This is a genomic window from Metabacillus rhizolycopersici, assembly GCF_020075705.1.
On sequence record NZ_JAIQUM010000015.1, the window covers coordinates 24850 to 41274 of the forward strand.

The following is a 16425-nucleotide window of genomic DNA, read 5'->3' on the forward strand; positions in this document are numbered from 1 at the left end:
CCTCTTATGCTCTTGGATGAAACTGATTATAAACATCCTTTAGCCTAGCCTTTGTTACATGCGTATAAATTTGCGTTGTTGAAATATCAGCATGCCCTAGCATTTCTTGAACCGCCCTTAAATCAGCACCATTTTCAAGTAAGTGTGTGGCAAATGAATGCCGAAGCGTATGTGGTGTAAGCTCTTTGTTCACATTTGCTTCTAATGCAATATTTTTTAAATTTTTCCAAAATCCCTGTCGTGAAATTCGATTTCCATGATGGTTGACAAATAGCGCTTCGGTTGGCTGCTTTGCATTTACTAATTTTGGTCTACCCTTTTCAATATAACTTGTAATCACTTCGGTAGCTGTTCTACCAATTGGAACGATTCGCTCTTTCTTTCCTTTTCCATAGCAACGAATAAACCCCATTGTCAAATGCACATCCGTTAAGTCTAAATTAATCATTTCACTTACACGAATTCCAGTTGCATATAATAGTTCGAGCATCGCTTTATCACGATAGCCAAATGGAGTGGTGAGCTTTGGTGTTTCCAGTAGCTTTTCCACTTCATGCAAGGAAAGGATTTTAGGTAAGCTTCTCTCCATTTGAGGTGACTCAATTAATACTGATGGATCCTGGTCTGCTTGTTTTTCTCTTAACAGAAATTGATGTAATGAGCGTATAGAGGCTGTATGTCTCGCAATCGTTTTACTGGATTTCCCAGATTCCTTTAAAGATTTTAAAAATTGAATAATATGAAGGCGTGCTACATTGTTAAATGTTTCAATTTTCTGTATTTCCACTAAATGCTTCTGATAACTTTTCAAATCTCTTTCATAAGACACGATGGTGTTATTTGATAATCCTCGTTCTACTATTAAATAATGAATAAAATCTTTTATTTGATCCTTCAAAATCGTCTACTCCCCATTGTCAAAAAAGAACATTAATCTGTTAATCAAGCTTTCTTCTTCATTGTCTACCATATTTGTTACTTTTAACGCAGCACCCTCTGGATGATCGTATCGATGTAAATCCTCGTATTCTGAGTTCACCCAAATGATAGCATAATAGAATAAAATCGTAAATCCAGTAAATAATATAAACACTTTCAGCATATCTCTAAACGTTTTTAACCAGCGGATCATGGGGAAACCTCCATTTTTCAAAGCGTAAGAAAGTATAAATTTTTTCACTTAGTTTTCGTGCCCAGCGCAAGCGTCCGGCCCCGAAGCACAGGACGTCGCGTTCTTAATTAATGAGTAAGTCTTCCATCTGCAAGGTTTATTTCATATTATCCAAAGATAAACATGGAAGATTGTTTTTGAAGGATCCTACCTATAAAGAGGACTATTTAGTGTGATTATTAAAAGATATGCCCCAAAGGACAAACTTTATACATAAATTTTATAACAATCTACATTATTTATAATTCCCCTTGCTAGTTAAATCAACGTTTTTACTTACGTTCTTGAACGACAAAAAAGCCTAACGACGTATGTTAGACTCTGTCAATCTTCATTATTTGGTTTTTGATCGTTATCTTCTTTCTTTTGACAATTTACACATATTCCGTGGAATGTTAAGCGGTGATCTTTAATTTTAAATTTCCAATTACGTTCAACAATTTCTTCTACATCTTCAAGTAAATCTTCTTCAATTTCAGCGACTGATCCACATTCAATACAGACTAAATGATGATGAAAATGCGCAGCGCCTTCTTTACGAAGATCATATCTTGACACGCCATCACCAAAATTTATTTTATCGACAACTTTTAATTCAGTTAATAATTCTAACGTTCGATATACAGTTGCTAATCCTATTTCGGGTGCTTTTTCTTTTACGAGAAGGTACACATCTTCAGCACTTAAATGGTCTTCTTCGTATTCTAATAATACCCGAACAGTTGCTTCACGCTGCGGTGTTAGCTTATAGCTAGCAGAATGCAACTGCTTCTTAATCCGATCAATGCGGTTTTCCATAACTACTCTTCCTCCCTCGCCGCGTTCCCAAAACTATTATATATCAAAGGTAAGGAAAGTGTCCAATTAAAATGATTATAATCTAATAAAAGAAATGATTATTATATAGTAATCATTATTATTTACTCACAAACTCTACTACATTTTTCATTAAAAGTGGTGACGCATAGGCTTCAAATCCTGATGCTACTACCGCAAGCATCCCAATAAAGAGAAATATGGTAACATACCTCATAAATAATGTGAACGGGGCCTCTAAATTACTTGTCTTCTTAACGAATAGCTGTTTAATTATTTTTAAAGAAAAAATAATTGCGACTGAACACATAATGATGAACGCTGGAATTAGTACGATATTTTGAGGTAATACTGTAACAAACGACAACAAAAATCCTTTTAACCCCAATTGATTCACTAAAAAGCCAACTGTAAAACCAACGACCATTCCTTTGATAAAAAGCATCACTAATATAACTGGAAGACCAATGATTGAGATCCCTAAAATCCACATTAATCCCAAATATTTTAAATTATGAAAAAAGCTTTGTTGGAACATATCTGCCGAACTAGCTACTTTCCCTTCAGCAACTTGTCCAAAAAATCGGTTTAAATAGTAATATAAGTCCTCTTTTTGACTTATATTCATACTATTTACTATGATTGCTCCAAATATTACGCCCATTAAAAATAAAACAAATACAAACAAATATATTGAAAAATGCTCTTTTAGATGCTCTTTTATCATTGCACTGATTGGCAGTTGTCTTCGCATGATTATTTCCCCCCGTCATTCACTTACTAGAGTATATGAGAGGGATGATATTCTATGCTTAAAAAATGGTTGTTACCTCGATTACTAGTATACTACTAAAAACAGACAGCAGATCTGATTAAACTCATCTTTACACTTGATCCACCTTCTAAATTCTTAGCAAATCTTTTTATCAAGGAGGAGACAAGGAGGTGTTGCCCCTATCTCCTTTCAGCTATATACCAGTTACTTTTCCATATGTTCCGCCACCACCAGATTTAACTTGAAGCCGACCTTCTCTCGCTCCTACTATATAGTCTGCAATTTTCTCTTGTACAACTTTCGTTAGTTCATGTCTAGGTACTTCATGTAAAATGTTCATCTCCGTCCCAAACATATCCTTCAATTTCTCTAATGTCTTCGGACCGATACCGGGGATAAACTGAAGTGGTACTTGGTGTATATATGGTGGTCGATGTCGTTTATGATCAGTACTGCCGGCTAATTCCTTTAAACGATTTGATACTCCTTTAACAAAGCGTACGCTACCACAGTTTTCACATTTTAGTTGATTCTCTTTTGGTTTTAATCCACATTTTTCGCATGTCGTGTCATAATATTTTCCTAAATAAGGATTTAAACCGTAATTCGCTTGTACACCTCTACCATTTTCCCTAGCTAATGCTTTTTTCAGTTCCATAAAGCTTGGTTCTAGTAAAGCTAGCTTTTGATATTCTCTCCCGATTTTTGGTAGAGAATGGGCGTCTGAATTCGTTAGAAACGTGTAATCATGTAATTCAATTATTTGGTCAGCCATACTTGTATCCGAGCTTAATCCTAGTTCAACTGCGTCAATTAGTCTTCCATCTAAAACTTCCTGTAAAGAAGTTGTTACTCCACTCCCATAGAGACTTTTATGTGGTGTAAAGATATGTGCTGGAATGAACAAACCGCCTAGTTCTTTCACGACTTTTTGTAGTGTTTTACCTACCTCATAGATTCTTTGTGAGCTTAGTGTAATATTTGTTAACCGAGATGAAAGCCATGTGGAAAATTCCTGCATTTTGTCAAGCGAGGGCATAAATGCCAACACATGGATTGGACCCTTACATGATTCGTCATAAATTTCTAACTCACTACCGAGAATTAGTGTTGTATTTTGAAAACGAATGCCACCTTCTTCTAATTCGATACAATCACCATTTTCTATGAGCTTTTTGAGCGTAACGATAACTTCAGGTACATGACAATCAATTACGCCTATGATATCGATCCCTTTATGTTCACTTGCTTCAACTAAAATATTCTCCAATGTGAGTGTTCGTGAGGCTGTAATTTTCACCGGTTTCCCTGATGTTGTTTGACCAATATGAATATGTAAATCAGCAAAATAACTATTCATGCTGTTACGAACCCCCTATGAGCTAATAGCGCCACATCTAGGATGATGGATAAACTTAGTCCTATTAGCTGGAGTGTGCAAAACTGCTTTAAATCCATTTACTGAGGAAGAGCACTTACGCCTAACCAAAGCTTATTTCCGTTCATTCGAAATGCTTTTTAAGTTGCAAATATTGAACGGCAAACGCTGTTTTCGCATCAAAAATTTGTTTGGTTTGAATCATTTCCTGCGCCTCGTCTAATGTGACCTCCATTACATCTAAAAATTCATCTTCATCTAGATCTGCAGCTATCTCTAGCTTCTCCAAATTCTCTGCAATAAATAAATGAACGAGTTCATCTGCAAAACCAGGTGATGTATAAAACGAAATTAGCGGTTGTAAATCTTTACATGTGTAGCCGGTTTCTTCTTCTAATTCTCTTCTGGCTGTCGCGTCTGGCTGTTCACCTTTTTCAAGTTTCCCAGCAGGAATCTCAACTAGTGTTCGTCCAAGAGGCTTACGGAATTGTTCAACCATTAAAATTTTATCTTCTGGTGTTATCGCGATAACAGCTACTGCTCCTGGATGCTTCACAATTTCGCGCGTACTTGTTTTACCATTTGGTAATTCGACTTCTTCCACATATAAATCAATGACTCTTCCTTTAAATATTTCTTTAGAAGAAAGTGTCTTTTCTATTAAATGATCCATTTGATCAGCTCCTGTTCTATCCGCTTATCTTCACTCATACCATTTTAACATATCTTTATGGATAGGGATGGTTCCTCATTATGAAAATCTATCGGCTAGAAAAAGGCATTGTGCTTATCGGCAAAGCATGGGAAATTCGTACGAAGCTAAAAGAGTATCACCGCACGTATGCAACTGTAAATGAATGGCTTCATGATGAAAAAACGTTAAAACAGTCTAGTAAAGTTTCTAAACAATAAGGCAAGTGTTTTAAGTTGCACTTTTCCATTTTTTATACTACTCTCGATTTTAGGATAACAACTAAGAAAAGCGCAAGCGCCTTGTTCAGCCCCGACAAGCATAAGCCAATCAGGAATAGAAGATAGTTTTTACCTTCAATTCCTGATTGGCTTATGACCTCGAGGGGCTAGGCGCTGGAGCTAGACACCAAAGCAAAGTACAAAAACTTATGCTTTCTTATCTTATAAAAGAGGAGTGATCAGATGCGTAAAAGGCAACTTGGCCAATCAGACTTGTATGTAAGTGAAGTAGGACTTGGCTGTATGTCACTTGGCACAGAAGAAAAACATGCCGTTTCACTGATAGATGCGGCAATTGATCGGGGAATTAACTACTTAGATACTGCGGATTTATATGAATTTGGTTTAAATGAAGAACTAGTTGGCAAAGCGATTAACCATCGTCGCAATGACATCATTTTAGCAACAAAAGTAGGAAATCGTTGGAAGGAAGATAAATCTGGTTGGAGCTGGGATCCTTCAAAAGCATACATAAAAGAAGCAGTCAAACAAAGTCTACTTCGTCTCAAAACGGATTACATCGATCTCTATCAGCTGCACGGTGGTACGATTGAAGATCATATTGATGAAACGATCGAAGCTTTTGAAGAGTTAAAACAAGAAGGGATTATTCGTTATTACGGTATTTCGTCCATCCGTCCTAACGTCATTAAGGAATATTTGAACAAATCAAGCATTGTCTCGATTATGATGCAATATAGTCTTTTAGATCGACGTCCCGAAGAGTGGTTTTCACTTTTAAAAGAACATCATGTCAGCGTAATTGCTCGTGGACCTTTAGCAAAAGGACTTTTAACAGAAAAGCCACTCGCATTAAAACTTGAAAAGCTTCAAGATAAAGGTTATCTTTCATATTCAAAGGCAGAGCTTGAAAAACGATTAGGAGAGCTTGAGAATGTAGACACTTCACACTCTCTAACAGAGCTGGCTTTGCACTATTGCCTTTATCAAGATGTCGTCGGTGCGGTGATACCTGGTGCAAGTAATGTACAGCAAATAACAGAAAATGTGGCAGCTTCAGAAGCTAGACCACTAACTGTTGAAACATACGAAAGACTTCAAAACCTTTTCAAATTAGATACATACGAACAACATCGCTAAGAAAAGCGCAAGCGCCTTGTTCAGCCTCGGGCAAATAAGCCGATCAGGAATAGAAGGTGTTTTTTACCTTCAATTCCTGATCGGCTTAGACCCAAGAGGGGCTAGGACGCTTGCGCTAGACACCAAAACTAAGTACAAAACATACAAATTCTGATAGTATAAAACACGGGATCCCAACAGATCCCGTGTTCTTGTCGTTTAGCGTACTATAAAATTCTTGTACTGTGGATAAGCTCACGACATCCAGCGCTTGCGCTTTTGTTCATCATTCATTTAAAATCCTTCCATGATAAAGAACTCTCACCTAACAACTCTTCAAAACTCTTATTTTTTTCTCTTTGCTTTCGCTCTTCTATTTTTTTGCGTTCAAGAGCAGCTTCTCTTTCCTCTTGTTCCTTTGTTAATCCTTTTTTCACTGCTTTCAATTGTTCTAATAAATCACTATTTAAATGATCTGAAACAGATACTGCTTGATCATCTTTTTTCTTGTTTGACTTTTTCATTCAAGCTGCCCCCTACATCCATATTCACTTACTAATTCTATTCATACATCAGTATTTTACTACCAAGTATAGAAAACTTTTTTATAAATGAAAAGAGATTTACTAAAAGAAAAGCATTACTTTAGGTTAAATTATATCTCCTTCCCCTAATTTGTATAATTTGTTCTCTCATCACATATTTTATATAGTAGAAAGGAGCGATTTTATTTGGCAAAACAACGAGGACAAAAAGGCAAACCAAACGCAGATACATCTAAAAAGATAATCGCTGCTGAAGAAGTAGAAAAAGCGATTCATCCTACCAAAAGACAGAATTCCGAACAGTGATATGAAAGACAGGCTTAATGCTTGTCTTTTTTTAGTGTTTAGGTAACATTGGAAGGATTTTTCATATTCATGTAAAATAAGAGTCAATCGGAAATAAAGGGGTTTTTCTTAATGAAAAAGATATTTCTCGGATTGCTTATTATTCTTTCGTATATCTTGATTATCGGTTTTTTCTTTACGAATAAAATGATGTTTATAAAGAAGAAATCGGATAAGGAAATAATCGATCGTGAAACTTCATTTGGTCTTTATAATCAAGCAGATTTTGATGCTCTAGAGAAAAAACACTTCTCGCTTCCATCTCAGTTTGGCTATTCAATTAAAGGCTCACTCATCGCTCCGCACGACACAAACCGTTATATCATTATCTGTCACGGGGTTACGGTAAATCGTCTTAATTCGGTTAAGTACATGAATTTATTTTTACAAAAAGGTTGGAATGTTGTGATTTTTGACCACCGTAGACATGGTGAAAGTGGTGGAAAAACAACCAGCTATGGCCATTATGAGAAATTTGATCTTCAATCTGTTGTTCATTGGTTAAAGAAAGAGGTCGGTGAGTCAATCGTTTTAGGTATTCACGGAGAATCAATGGGAGCTGTTACATCTTTGCTTTACGCAGGAATGGTAGAGGATGGTGCAAATTTTTATATTGCTGATTGCCCCTTCACAGAGCTTGAAGCACAGCTACTATACCGACTTAAAGTAGAATATAAGGTACCTAGTCTCCTGGTCATGCCGATTGCAAAGCCTTTTGTTCAACTGCGAGATAGGTACTCAATTAAAGGTGTTTCCCCCCTCAATGCGATCGCCAATATTGAAAACCCAGTTTTATTTATTCATAGTAAAGATGATGATTACGTCCCCGCTGAAATGTCAAAACGACTTTACGAAAAAAAGAAAGGACCTAAGAAGCTATACATAGCTGAAAAGGGAACCCATGCCATGTCATATACCGAAAACCGTGAACAATATGCTGAAATTATCGATAAGTTTTTAGATGAAATTGGTTTAGAATCGTCAACCTGTTAAGCATAGTTAAGGCTACCGCGCCTATTTAGCTGGTAGCCTTAATTTTCTAGCGCCTACTCCCTCTGTCTCATACCTCAAAGAGAAAGTGCTTCCATTTGCCTAACCCAATACGTCAGAAATGTCTTCCATATTTGCTTCCATCCACTGGAGCGCCTTTTCAATGGTCGGAAATTCCTGTGCTTCAAAGGTCATTTCATCTTGAAGCAGCCAGACGTCTTTCGTATCTTCATGAGACCCACCAATTGACCAATGCATCAGACTATATGGGTGGTTGTCGTTTAAAAAAGATACCCATGTTCTATTTAACGCAACATTTTTGATTGATGTTAATCGCTCCTTCACCTTGTTCCCCTCACTTTACAAGCAAGTTCATACGAGGATTTAATATTTGCGAAGGACTTTTTAACATAAAGCAATTTGCTGTTTGATTATAGGTAATTGTGAGTTGTTCATCTAAAAAGACCATTTTTGTTTTTTCAACTAATATCGGCACAGCGTTTGTTTCTAGCTTTACATCATTTTTGTCCTGCTCTTCTACTAACCATAATGCTGTGACACCGCTCATCACACAGCCACAGCCCTCTGTATCATATTTTAATTTTAAAATCTTATTTTTATTTTCTTTCATCTTAGGTGCTAACTGTTCAATCGCTTCCTCTGTAAATGTTAACTGCATAATAATCTCCTTTGCAACATACTATACTCATAGTTTATCACACACACCTATTTTATGCATGAACCAGCTGTACTAGCGCAGGAGGGAATTCAGAATGACTATTTGATATTCCCTCTATTAAAAATCGCTTGGATAGCCTAAGGAAAATAGTGTATTTGCAATCGCTTGATAGCCAAGATTATTTGGATGAATCTGATCTCTAGACAACAATTCATCTTGTCTACCTTTAAAAACAGAGTAAAGATTGGCAACACGAATTGTTGAGCGATTATCAAAACTGTTTAAATGACGATTAAATAGTTGCACCCATTTATCTGCAAGTGGAATTTGCGGTTGTGGATTATACAAATTGAGGAGGTAAATAATATAAGGTACACCACAATCTTTTTTCAGCCCTTGTATTGTATGCATGATTTGCACCATATTGCTGTGACATTCTTTTACTGATTGAGTAATCTCATTTTGCTCTCCGGTTTCAGCAAAGTCCTTACTCGCATTAATTAAATCATTTCCTCCGGCGGAAATAGTAATCATATTGGCACACTTGATTTTTTCATGTAAAGCCGGACTTTCGACAATTGCTCGTACTTCACCTGTCTCAATTCCAGACTTCGCATAGATGTCAGTAAACACAGGTCTATTACATTCTTTTTCAGTTAGTCTTACATAACGTCCCACAAACCCCGGTGCTAAAAACGAGGCACCTACTCCAACCGTTAAGGAATCCCCTAAAGCTACGTATGTCAAGCATTGTTGTCCCCCCACGCTACATCCTCCTAAAAAACGAATAAAGTCCTTATACAATATTCTTGATAAGGATAATCGTAGCTTTTCCATTTTTAAATAGGGCTTATTATGCTTTATGCCCGCCCACAAGTCGAGTACGGTGTTTCACTGTTTTATTCCAATGGTAATAGATTTTGTTTTATTTCACCATAAGGATGAAATAATAGATTCGTAACAAGGGCGAAAAAATGTATACTAGCGATAGTGAGGTGTATGTATGGAAGATAAATTTGTAGTAAAGATGCTCAAAAAAAGCTTTTTACAATATGGACGAAATATTGATGAAAATCCACTATCAGAAGATGAGCATATCCAAATAATGAAAAAAATAAAAGAAGCGAAGGATCAGACTGCAGAATGGTATGAAGTAATAGAGGATGTTGTTTATAGTTATTTAACGAATCAAGATTGAACATATACATGGGCGAAAAATAGTGACGTCATCTAAAATGAAGTGAGAAAAAATAATTGATCAACCTCCTCACAAGTAAGACAAGTCACTATTTAAAATCCATTATTTTAAAGGGGCCTAATATGATGGCGCAATGAAATCATCATGCGCCTATTTTTTGAATTAGGATCGTTCTCATCATACAGTAGCAAGATTTCACCTCTATTCGAGGGCTAAAGAATGCGAATGCTACTTGCTTACAATCTTTGAAACGATTTCATTCACATCTGATCTACTTATTTTTTCCTTGCCGTCAGTAAGTGCATTAAGTGTACCGTATGCAAGCGAGAGAGGAATCTCACAGAAAATACGAATCGGGCCTGGTTTAATACTTTCGATATACTGATCAGCTAATGCGAGATTTCGTTTAGCAAAATTCAACATATCTTCAAAATCCCATCCATCTGGAAAAAAGTCCACTCCGCCTCTCTCTTTATCCTCGTCTTGATTACGGAGAATATTAACAGCTTGCAGACCGCGCCCGAACGCAATCGATTGTTCCCTATCTGTTTCGATATCATCAGACCATTTCCAAATTTCAGATAGCATGACGCCAACTAATCCAGCAACATAAAAGGTGTAGTCGTTTAGATCATTTTCATTCTCTATTATCCAACCCTTTTCCACCCATTTTGCCATTCCATCTGCCATAATTGCAGTACTCGTTACTATTTTATCTACTACTGATGGCGGGCAAAATTTTATCCAATCACTTAAACGTAAGGTAACTTCAGGTAGAATCGATTTGTACGGATCAAATAACGCCGCAAAATCAGCGTCACTCGGGGCGTTTTGCAATTGCTTACTAATGGATTTTAAAAGAGAAATCTTAACATGCTCATCAAGCTTGGGGTGATCTTCAATTTCATCTATTGCTCTCATGCATAAGTATGCAGATCCGACTGCTTCTTTAAGTCCTGGGGATAGATAGCTAATAGGTATGTAAAAAGTTCTACTAGTCTTCAACAGCATCTCCATCGCTTCACTTCTTAAAAAGTCGTTCTCTTTGTTCATCTATAACTCTCCAATCAAGAATTCATTTAACTCATTCAAAACTGTTCACGCTTCTACCTTATATGATACCATTGTTCAATCTGATTTCAATCTTGCTGACATGAATCGTCATAAAATGGTCAGAATAAAACTGAATCTAGTTATATAACATCGCTCACTTCTTAAAAAAGGCCTTTCCTGCAAGTAGTTCAACCAGCTTAGGCATAAGTTGATATAAGGTACTCCCGGCATTCATCCAACTTGGCAAATTAATTTCACGCCTTGATGTAAGCATAGAGTCGACAATAATCTTAGCTACCTTATTTGGATCAAGCATCCATCTTCCAACATTTTTTATATAGTTGCCTTCTTTGTCAGCAATCGTGAAAAACTCTGTTTTCATTGGTCCTGGGTTTACTGATGTGACATAGATGTTATGTTCCTTAACCTCTAACCGCAGGCTATTTGTAAAGCCTAATACTGCATGCTTCGTTGCTGCATAAAGACTAGATTTCGGTGTTGAAATTTTCGCTGCCTGGGAAGCAATGTTAATAATATGACCCTTTTTTCTTTGCATCATTGCTGGTAGCACCATCTTTGTACTGGCTACTAATCCATATACATTCACTTCAAACATATTTTTCATTTCATCGAGTGTAGAATCAATTACATTGTTAAAAATACCAAAACCAGCATTATTAACAAGAATATCAATCTGTCCGATTTCATTTTCAATTGTCGTAAATACTTGATGTATGGAATCGAGATTCTGAACATCTAGTGAATAGTAATGACAGGAAACTCCATAATCATTTATTATTCGTTCAGCAAGTTGAGCTAGCAACTCTTCCCTTCTCGCTAGTAGAATAAGATGCGCTCCCTTTTTGGCACACTCAATCGCAATTTTCTCACCAATACCACTTGATGCTCCCGTTATTGCGATATAGCTTCCTTGTATACGTGTATTCAAATCCGTCACCTCTAAGTTAATTAACCGTATAAATATGCGTTTGTTGTGTAGTATCAACTATAATTTGACCGATATCTACTAAATAGTCAAGCTGACCAACTGTTTCAGACATCGTGAGCATGAACAGCTTATCGTATTTAGTCGGGTACAAGGTCTGGCACGCTTGAAAGGCAGTTAATGGTTTTTCCGCGATAAAGCTTCGAACTCGTTCTGCTTTTTCAGCTTGTTTTTTTAAGCGATAGGTAATTAACTGATGTACCTCTTCTATATTCTCTCCATGACCTGGATACACGAAGGAAATTGGCATATCTAGCAACCTAGAAATGGAATGATTTAACTGCAGCTGTGGCCTAGGCCGTTCTAATCCCCCATTTAATGGGAGCTCCAGAAGAGGATTTGGAGAAATATGTTTCAGTAATAAATCCCCTCCAACTAATACCCCGGAGACTTCTTCATATAAAACGATGTGACTTTGGGCATGGCCTGGTGTCTCTACTATTTTCCAACCCGAAAGGCCATCTACTTCCTTGCCTTCTCTTAAAAAGGAGGTTAACTCCCTGTTGCATGAAACCCCTAAGGGATCATTTAACTTCTTTAACAAAGGAAAGAATTTTTCATCAACCCCAAACTTTACAAACAAGCTTTCAAAAAAGGTCGTTTGTTCTACTAAAAATTGTTGACTTTTTTTCAACCAAGGTGCATTAAATGGATGACCTAGAACTGGAACATCTTCACTAAAATAGTCGAGCATCCCCACATGGTCTGGATGGTGATGGGTAATCACAATTTGGTCGATATCTTGTGGTGTATACCCAATTTCTTTCAATTGAGATTGAAACGCTACCCAAGCTTCTTCAGTTTTCGGACCAACATCAACTAACGTTAATTGATCCCCCTTAATTACGTACACATTGACATCACCAACTGAAAAAGGTGTTGGCAGTTCTAGCTTGAACACTTGATTTGACTGTGTTTCCCTTTTCATAAACTCCACTCCATTTACATTTTTCTATATCATTTTTTGAATACGGGATTAAAAATAAAACGATATAATAATAGTACCTTGTCCACTTTTAATTGTCATTATTTTCAAACAATTACAAATCCATTCTTCATGAAAAGGCTTGACAAGTATCTGTCTATAGCTACATAATTAATAAAAATTTATTTAAACTGAGACTTACCTTACTCTTTACGTGCTATCCCCACCCTATCTTTTTTGTTGCTTCCAAATCTTGATATAAGGGCATTACTGCCTGCTAAGATTGTGGGGTATAGTAATTAGGTAAGGACTAAAAGCGATTGGAATTCATGGCTACTGTAGAGCCATTCCGTCCGTTTTATAGGGACAGAGTGGCTTTTTATATTGTGTTTGATTAAGGAGGAGTTACATTTTGGAAAAGATCGGGTTTATTGGCGCTGGTTCAATGGCAGAAGCAATCATCGCAGGGCTTATAAAAGATGGCATATTTCAACCAGAGCAAGTGATTGTTGCAAATCGTTCCAATTCAAAACGCTTAGAGGAACTATCTACAAAATACGGAATTAAAACGACCCAGAATAAGAAGGAATTAGCAGAGGAGTCATCTATTATTGTATTAGCAATGAAGCCTAAAGATGTAAAGGCTGGCACTGATGGTATTCAAGGAGAGATTGATCAAAAGCTAATCGTTTCTGTATTAGCTGGGATTTCTATTGACACGATGAAAAGAATCTTTGGTAACCAAGCAGCCATTATTCGCGCAATGCCTAATACGTCTGCGACGATTGCTAAATCAGCTACAGCTATTGCTGCAAGTGAGAACGTGACGATGAATCAAATTAAGAAATGTCAGACCCTATTTGAAGCCATTGGGATTTGTAAGCTCGTTGACGAGAGTCAGCTAGATGCGGTTACAGGCCTATCTGGAAGTGGACCTGCATATGTTTATTTCCTTGCAGAAGCAATGGAAAAGGCCGCTAGCGAAATGGGCTTAGACTCTGATGTAGCAAAGGAGCTAATTGCGCAAACATTACTCGGAGCATCTGAAATGATTGCGAGCTCTGATAAATCTCCGTCTCAATTAAGGAAAGAGGTTTCAAGTCCTAATGGGACGACGGAAGCAGGTATCAAAGTCCTTCAGGAAAAAGGAGTTAAGGACGCGCTTATCTCATGTGTCAAGCGATCCTGCGAGCGATCAAACGAAATAAAAACAGAGTTCCAAACAGCACTTATTTCTTCGAATAGTTGAACTTAAAAAGAAGGCTCAAAAAATATATTGAGTGAAAAAGTAGAAAAACCATTACCCGTTAAGACCAGGTAATGGTTTTTCTACTTTCAAATGCAATTCAAGCACCTTTTCAATGATGATAGGAAGCTACTTACTAAATTGTTAAACGAAAAAGGGATCAAGCAACTTCTATTCATCCTCATTAAAAATCGATTTAATTGAAAAACATAATAACTCTGGATAAGTTTCAAACGCATAAGGAATATGCAAACGTTCTGTCCATTTATGCGGGTCTCTCCCTACAGGTCCTATATTTAAAACAGGGATGTTTAAGCTTTGCATTTCCTTTAACGGCAAAGAGAAATGATTTCCGTAAAGCGGCATATTGGTTGTTAATCGAGCAATTGATTGACGATCATCATGTAATTGAACAAAACTTAAATCGCATAAGCCAGGAAAATAATGTTGTTGCTTAAGATCGATTTGATACACTTTTTTAGCGTGTGTAACCACTCGATCAACCGTTTTCTGGATAAGCTCGTTTTCTTTCGATGAGACTGCTGGGTAATAAGGAGGACTATAAAACAAAACAATCATTGGTGAGTATTCCTTACATAATCCGACTAGTTCGCCAACAAGCTTTGTGGAAAAGTCACGATCATCTTCTACGCCACGATGTGTCAACAAACTATTTATTCTTCTCTCAACTTCTTGATCACCATATTTATTTATCGCTTTTTGTAACAGTTCTTTATAAGTAAAGACATTGATTTTTCTATCTAATGGCGTAAACGGAATGAATTTATTATAGCGTTGAACCCGATCTTGATAAAATCTTTCTACATTAACCGCTGCTTCCTTCGCAACATTAACTAGCTTTTTGTGAAGCTCACTAAACGGTCGATTCATCATCAGTAGATTATACATTGACACAGAGGCATGAGGTATTTGCACAGAGTATTCCTGCTTTAAATCGCGCATCATCAAGCTAGTTGGTGGCGGGGTAACTTCATCCCCTACCTGTTCACAAAACGAATCATTCAATTCCATTAGCCGATTAATTTCAGAAAGGATGAGATTGGCATTAAGACCCGAAAATGGCTCACCTACATGTGTCTCAATTCCGTTACAGTAAAAACTTGCCAGTACTTTTCCTATTGAACCAGTGTAAATATAATGATTTTGATCATTAGGATATTTCGCAAACATTGGTTCAGAATTCACACATGCTTTATACGTTAATCCATAGCGCTTCTTAAGCTCATCTAAAACAGGTACAGCACTCTGCATCCCGGCAGAATTCACTTCTTCGTCTGGGACAGATATGAATAAAATGTTACCATTGAACTCCCCACTCATCGCTCTTTCTAGCATCGCTAACTGGACAGAAATCCCAGCCTTCATATCCATTGTCCCTCTACCAAATAACCACTCATCACTTTCAAGATCCTCACTTGCAGCTTTCGGCATTTGTGCGTTTCTTTTCTTTAGTTCTTGCGTAAGTTCGACAGGTCGAAACGCTAAATCCGTTAAATCCCCATAATCCTGCACCTCGACCACATCAAAGTGACTTAATAATACAACCGTTTCCTCGCTCTCCACTTGTTTAACGAAAGCAGTTAAAAATGACCTTCCATCAGGAACAGGATGTAATTGAAGATACTCTGGATGCTGTTGAAAATATTTCTTCTCTTTTAGTAAAGAATAAAGATATTCTGCTAGAGCAATCTCACCTTGCGATCCTGTAATGCTTGCATGTTCCACCAAATCTACTAAAAGTTTAACTAATTGCTTCTTCGTTTGCCATGTCATCTGCAAACCACTCACCTGCCTAATTGAACTATTTGATTTGATTTTATTTTAGAGAAAGGGAAGGGAAAATTAAAGCATTCAAACAGAAAATCGCTATCGTTTTTTAAGGGAAGGAAGTATGGGATGGGCCATTATTTGTTCGCATTTCAGCTTCTGATTACCATCAAGACGGCTTGGATGGTAAAGATTATGTCCCCTATTATACCCCGGATATCAAGTCCATTTTTCAGAAACGATCAAGGAACAAGCTAACATTGCAACGGGTGCTGTTGGTCTGATTACAACAGGACTACAAACCGAAGAAATTCTTCAAAATGATCAGGCAGATTTAATATTCATCACAAGAGAGATTCTACTTGATCCGTATTGGCCGAGAACCGTAGCTTCCCAGCTTGGAATAAGTATCGAAGCCCCGAGGCAGTATGCTCTTGGTTGGTAACATGCATGGATAA

19 protein-coding genes and 1 pseudogene are annotated in these 16425 nt (G+C 37.0%); 6 read left to right on the forward strand and 14 right to left on the reverse strand.

Annotated elements, in window-relative coordinates:
* Positions 1-4: 4 nt before the first annotated feature.
* The 6 genes from xerD to K9V48_RS09265 all read right to left on the reverse strand — a co-directional run bounded on the left by xerD (position 5) and on the right by K9V48_RS09265 (position 4813).
* Positions 5-898, reverse strand: a complete 894-nt coding sequence (gene xerD, locus K9V48_RS09240; protein ID WP_224138565.1) for a site-specific tyrosine recombinase XerD — start codon at positions 896-898, stop codon at positions 5-7.
* A 6-nt stretch (positions 899-904) separates the two neighbouring features.
* On the reverse strand, positions 905-1132 hold the full coding sequence (locus tag K9V48_RS09245; RefSeq protein WP_111614181.1) for a YqzK family protein: 228 nt from the start codon (positions 1130-1132) through the stop codon (positions 905-907).
* 363 nt (positions 1133-1495) lie between these two features.
* The gene (gene fur, locus K9V48_RS09250) at positions 1496-1969 is read right to left on the reverse strand and encodes a ferric iron uptake transcriptional regulator (RefSeq protein WP_224138567.1); all 474 of its coding nucleotides are present in this window, start codon (positions 1967-1969) and stop codon (positions 1496-1498) included.
* Between the two features lie 118 nt (positions 1970-2087).
* On the reverse strand, positions 2088-2741 hold the full coding sequence (gene spoIIM / locus K9V48_RS09255; protein ID WP_224138569.1) for a stage II sporulation protein M: 654 nt from the start codon (positions 2739-2741) through the stop codon (positions 2088-2090).
* Positions 2742-2955: 214 nt separating this feature from the next.
* A complete protein-coding gene (locus K9V48_RS09260; RefSeq protein ID WP_224138571.1) occupies positions 2956-4122 on the reverse strand; it encodes an endonuclease Q family protein in 1167 nt (388 codons plus the stop codon).
* Positions 4123-4264: 142 nt separating this feature from the next.
* Complete coding sequence (locus K9V48_RS09265) at positions 4265-4813, reverse strand: NUDIX hydrolase (protein ID WP_111614177.1); 549 nt, start codon at positions 4811-4813, stop codon at positions 4265-4267.
* An 80-nt stretch (positions 4814-4893) separates the two neighbouring features.
* Between K9V48_RS09265 and mciZ the strand changes: the two genes are divergently transcribed.
* Positions 4894-5052 (forward strand): Z-ring formation inhibitor MciZ, encoded by a 159-nt coding sequence (gene mciZ / locus K9V48_RS09270; protein WP_111614176.1) that lies wholly within the window; start codon positions 4894-4896, stop codon positions 5050-5052.
* Positions 5053-5295: 243 nt separating this feature from the next.
* Positions 5296-6213, forward strand: a complete 918-nt coding sequence (locus K9V48_RS09275; RefSeq protein WP_224138573.1) for an aldo/keto reductase — start codon at positions 5296-5298, stop codon at positions 6211-6213.
* 269 nt (positions 6214-6482) lie between these two features.
* Here K9V48_RS09275 and K9V48_RS09280 read toward each other — a convergent pair whose 3' ends face one another.
* Positions 6483-6716 (reverse strand): YqkE family protein, encoded by a 234-nt coding sequence (locus K9V48_RS09280; protein ID WP_224138575.1) that lies wholly within the window; start codon positions 6714-6716, stop codon positions 6483-6485.
* Between the two features lie 438 nt (positions 6717-7154).
* On the opposite strand from K9V48_RS09280, the gene K9V48_RS09285 reads away from it, so the two are divergent.
* Entirely contained in the window at positions 7155-8075 is a 921-nt protein-coding gene (locus tag K9V48_RS09285) for an alpha/beta hydrolase (RefSeq protein WP_224138577.1), read from the forward strand.
* Positions 8076-8174: 99 nt separating this feature from the next.
* Here the strand turns inward: K9V48_RS09285 and K9V48_RS09290 are convergent, their stop codons facing one another.
* The 3 genes from K9V48_RS09290 to K9V48_RS09300 all read right to left on the reverse strand — a co-directional run bounded on the left by K9V48_RS09290 (position 8175) and on the right by K9V48_RS09300 (position 9516).
* Positions 8175-8417, reverse strand: coding sequence for a DUF2552 family protein (locus K9V48_RS09290; RefSeq protein WP_224138579.1), 243 nt, complete (start codon positions 8415-8417; stop codon positions 8175-8177).
* Between the two features lie 10 nt (positions 8418-8427).
* A complete protein-coding gene (locus tag K9V48_RS09295; protein WP_224138581.1) occupies positions 8428-8751 on the reverse strand; it encodes an iron-sulfur cluster biosynthesis family protein in 324 nt (107 codons plus the stop codon).
* 117 nt (positions 8752-8868) lie between these two features.
* Positions 8869-9516, reverse strand: coding sequence for a GDSL-type esterase/lipase family protein (locus K9V48_RS09300; RefSeq protein WP_224138583.1), 648 nt, complete (start codon positions 9514-9516; stop codon positions 8869-8871).
* Between the two features lie 238 nt (positions 9517-9754).
* Here K9V48_RS09300 and K9V48_RS09305 point away from each other — a divergent pair, with 238 nt between their 5' ends.
* Positions 9755-9949 (forward strand): YqzH family protein, encoded by a 195-nt coding sequence (locus K9V48_RS09305; protein ID WP_224138586.1) that lies wholly within the window; start codon positions 9755-9757, stop codon positions 9947-9949.
* A gap of 228 nt (positions 9950-10177) precedes the next feature.
* Here K9V48_RS09305 and K9V48_RS09310 read toward each other — a convergent pair whose 3' ends face one another.
* The 3 genes from K9V48_RS09310 to K9V48_RS09320 all read right to left on the reverse strand — a co-directional run bounded on the left by K9V48_RS09310 (position 10178) and on the right by K9V48_RS09320 (position 12936).
* Positions 10178-11002 carry a squalene/phytoene synthase family protein gene (locus K9V48_RS09310; protein WP_224138588.1) on the reverse strand — a complete coding sequence of 275 codons (825 nt, stop codon included), beginning with the start codon at positions 11000-11002 and terminating at the stop codon, positions 10178-10180.
* A gap of 154 nt (positions 11003-11156) precedes the next feature.
* Complete coding sequence (locus K9V48_RS09315; protein WP_263432777.1) at positions 11157-11951, reverse strand: SDR family NAD(P)-dependent oxidoreductase; 795 nt, start codon at positions 11949-11951, stop codon at positions 11157-11159.
* Between the two features lie 16 nt (positions 11952-11967).
* On the reverse strand, positions 11968-12936 hold the full coding sequence (locus K9V48_RS09320) for an MBL fold metallo-hydrolase (protein WP_224138592.1): 969 nt from the start codon (positions 12934-12936) through the stop codon (positions 11968-11970).
* A 409-nt stretch (positions 12937-13345) separates the two neighbouring features.
* Here K9V48_RS09320 and proC point away from each other — a divergent pair, with 409 nt between their 5' ends.
* Positions 13346-14182, forward strand: coding sequence for a pyrroline-5-carboxylate reductase (proC, locus tag K9V48_RS09325; protein ID WP_224138594.1), 837 nt, complete (start codon positions 13346-13348; stop codon positions 14180-14182).
* A 168-nt stretch (positions 14183-14350) separates the two neighbouring features.
* Here the strand turns inward: proC and K9V48_RS09330 are convergent, their stop codons facing one another.
* Positions 14351-15973, reverse strand: a complete 1623-nt coding sequence (locus K9V48_RS09330; RefSeq protein WP_224138596.1) for a M20/M25/M40 family metallo-hydrolase — start codon at positions 15971-15973, stop codon at positions 14351-14353.
* An 85-nt stretch (positions 15974-16058) separates the two neighbouring features.
* Between K9V48_RS09330 and K9V48_RS09335 the strand changes: the two are divergent.
* A pseudogene (locus K9V48_RS09335) lies at positions 16059-16412 on the forward strand (oxidoreductase); the annotation flags it as partial.
* Between the last annotated feature and the right edge of the window lie 13 nt (positions 16413-16425).

Excerpts from the sequence above, each read along its gene's own strand:
- K9V48_RS09245 (WP_111614181.1), bottom strand. The coding sequence starts at position 1,132 with ATGATCCGCTGGTTAAAAACGTTTAGAGATATGCTGAAAGTGTTTATA.
- fur (WP_224138567.1), bottom strand. The coding sequence starts at position 1,969 with ATGGAAAACCGCATTGATCGGATTAAGAAGCAGTTGCATTCTGCTAGC.
- spoIIM (WP_224138569.1), bottom strand. The coding sequence starts at position 2,741 with ATGCGAAGACAACTGCCAATCAGTGCAATGATAAAAGAGCATCTAAAA.
- K9V48_RS09260 (WP_224138571.1), bottom strand. The coding sequence starts at position 4,122 with ATGAATAGTTATTTTGCTGATTTACATATTCATATTGGTCAAACAACA.
- K9V48_RS09265 (WP_111614177.1), bottom strand. The coding sequence starts at position 4,813 with ATGGATCATTTAATAGAAAAGACACTTTCTTCTAAAGAAATATTTAAA.
- mciZ (WP_111614176.1), top strand. The coding sequence starts at position 4,894 with ATGAAAATCTATCGGCTAGAAAAAGGCATTGTGCTTATCGGCAAAGCA.
- K9V48_RS09275 (WP_224138573.1), top strand. The coding sequence starts at position 5,296 with ATGCGTAAAAGGCAACTTGGCCAATCAGACTTGTATGTAAGTGAAGTA.
- K9V48_RS09280 (WP_224138575.1), bottom strand. The coding sequence starts at position 6,716 with ATGAAAAAGTCAAACAAGAAAAAAGATGATCAAGCAGTATCTGTTTCA.
- K9V48_RS09285 (WP_224138577.1), top strand. The coding sequence starts at position 7,155 with ATGAAAAAGATATTTCTCGGATTGCTTATTATTCTTTCGTATATCTTG.
- K9V48_RS09295 (WP_224138581.1), bottom strand. The coding sequence starts at position 8,751 with ATGCAGTTAACATTTACAGAGGAAGCGATTGAACAGTTAGCACCTAAG.
- K9V48_RS09305 (WP_224138586.1), top strand. The coding sequence starts at position 9,755 with ATGGAAGATAAATTTGTAGTAAAGATGCTCAAAAAAAGCTTTTTACAA.
- K9V48_RS09310 (WP_224138588.1), bottom strand. The coding sequence starts at position 11,002 with ATGAACAAAGAGAACGACTTTTTAAGAAGTGAAGCGATGGAGATGCTG.
- K9V48_RS09320 (WP_224138592.1), bottom strand. The coding sequence starts at position 12,936 with ATGAAAAGGGAAACACAGTCAAATCAAGTGTTCAAGCTAGAACTGCCA.
- K9V48_RS09330 (WP_224138596.1), bottom strand. The coding sequence starts at position 15,973 with ATGACATGGCAAACGAAGAAGCAATTAGTTAAACTTTTAGTAGATTTG.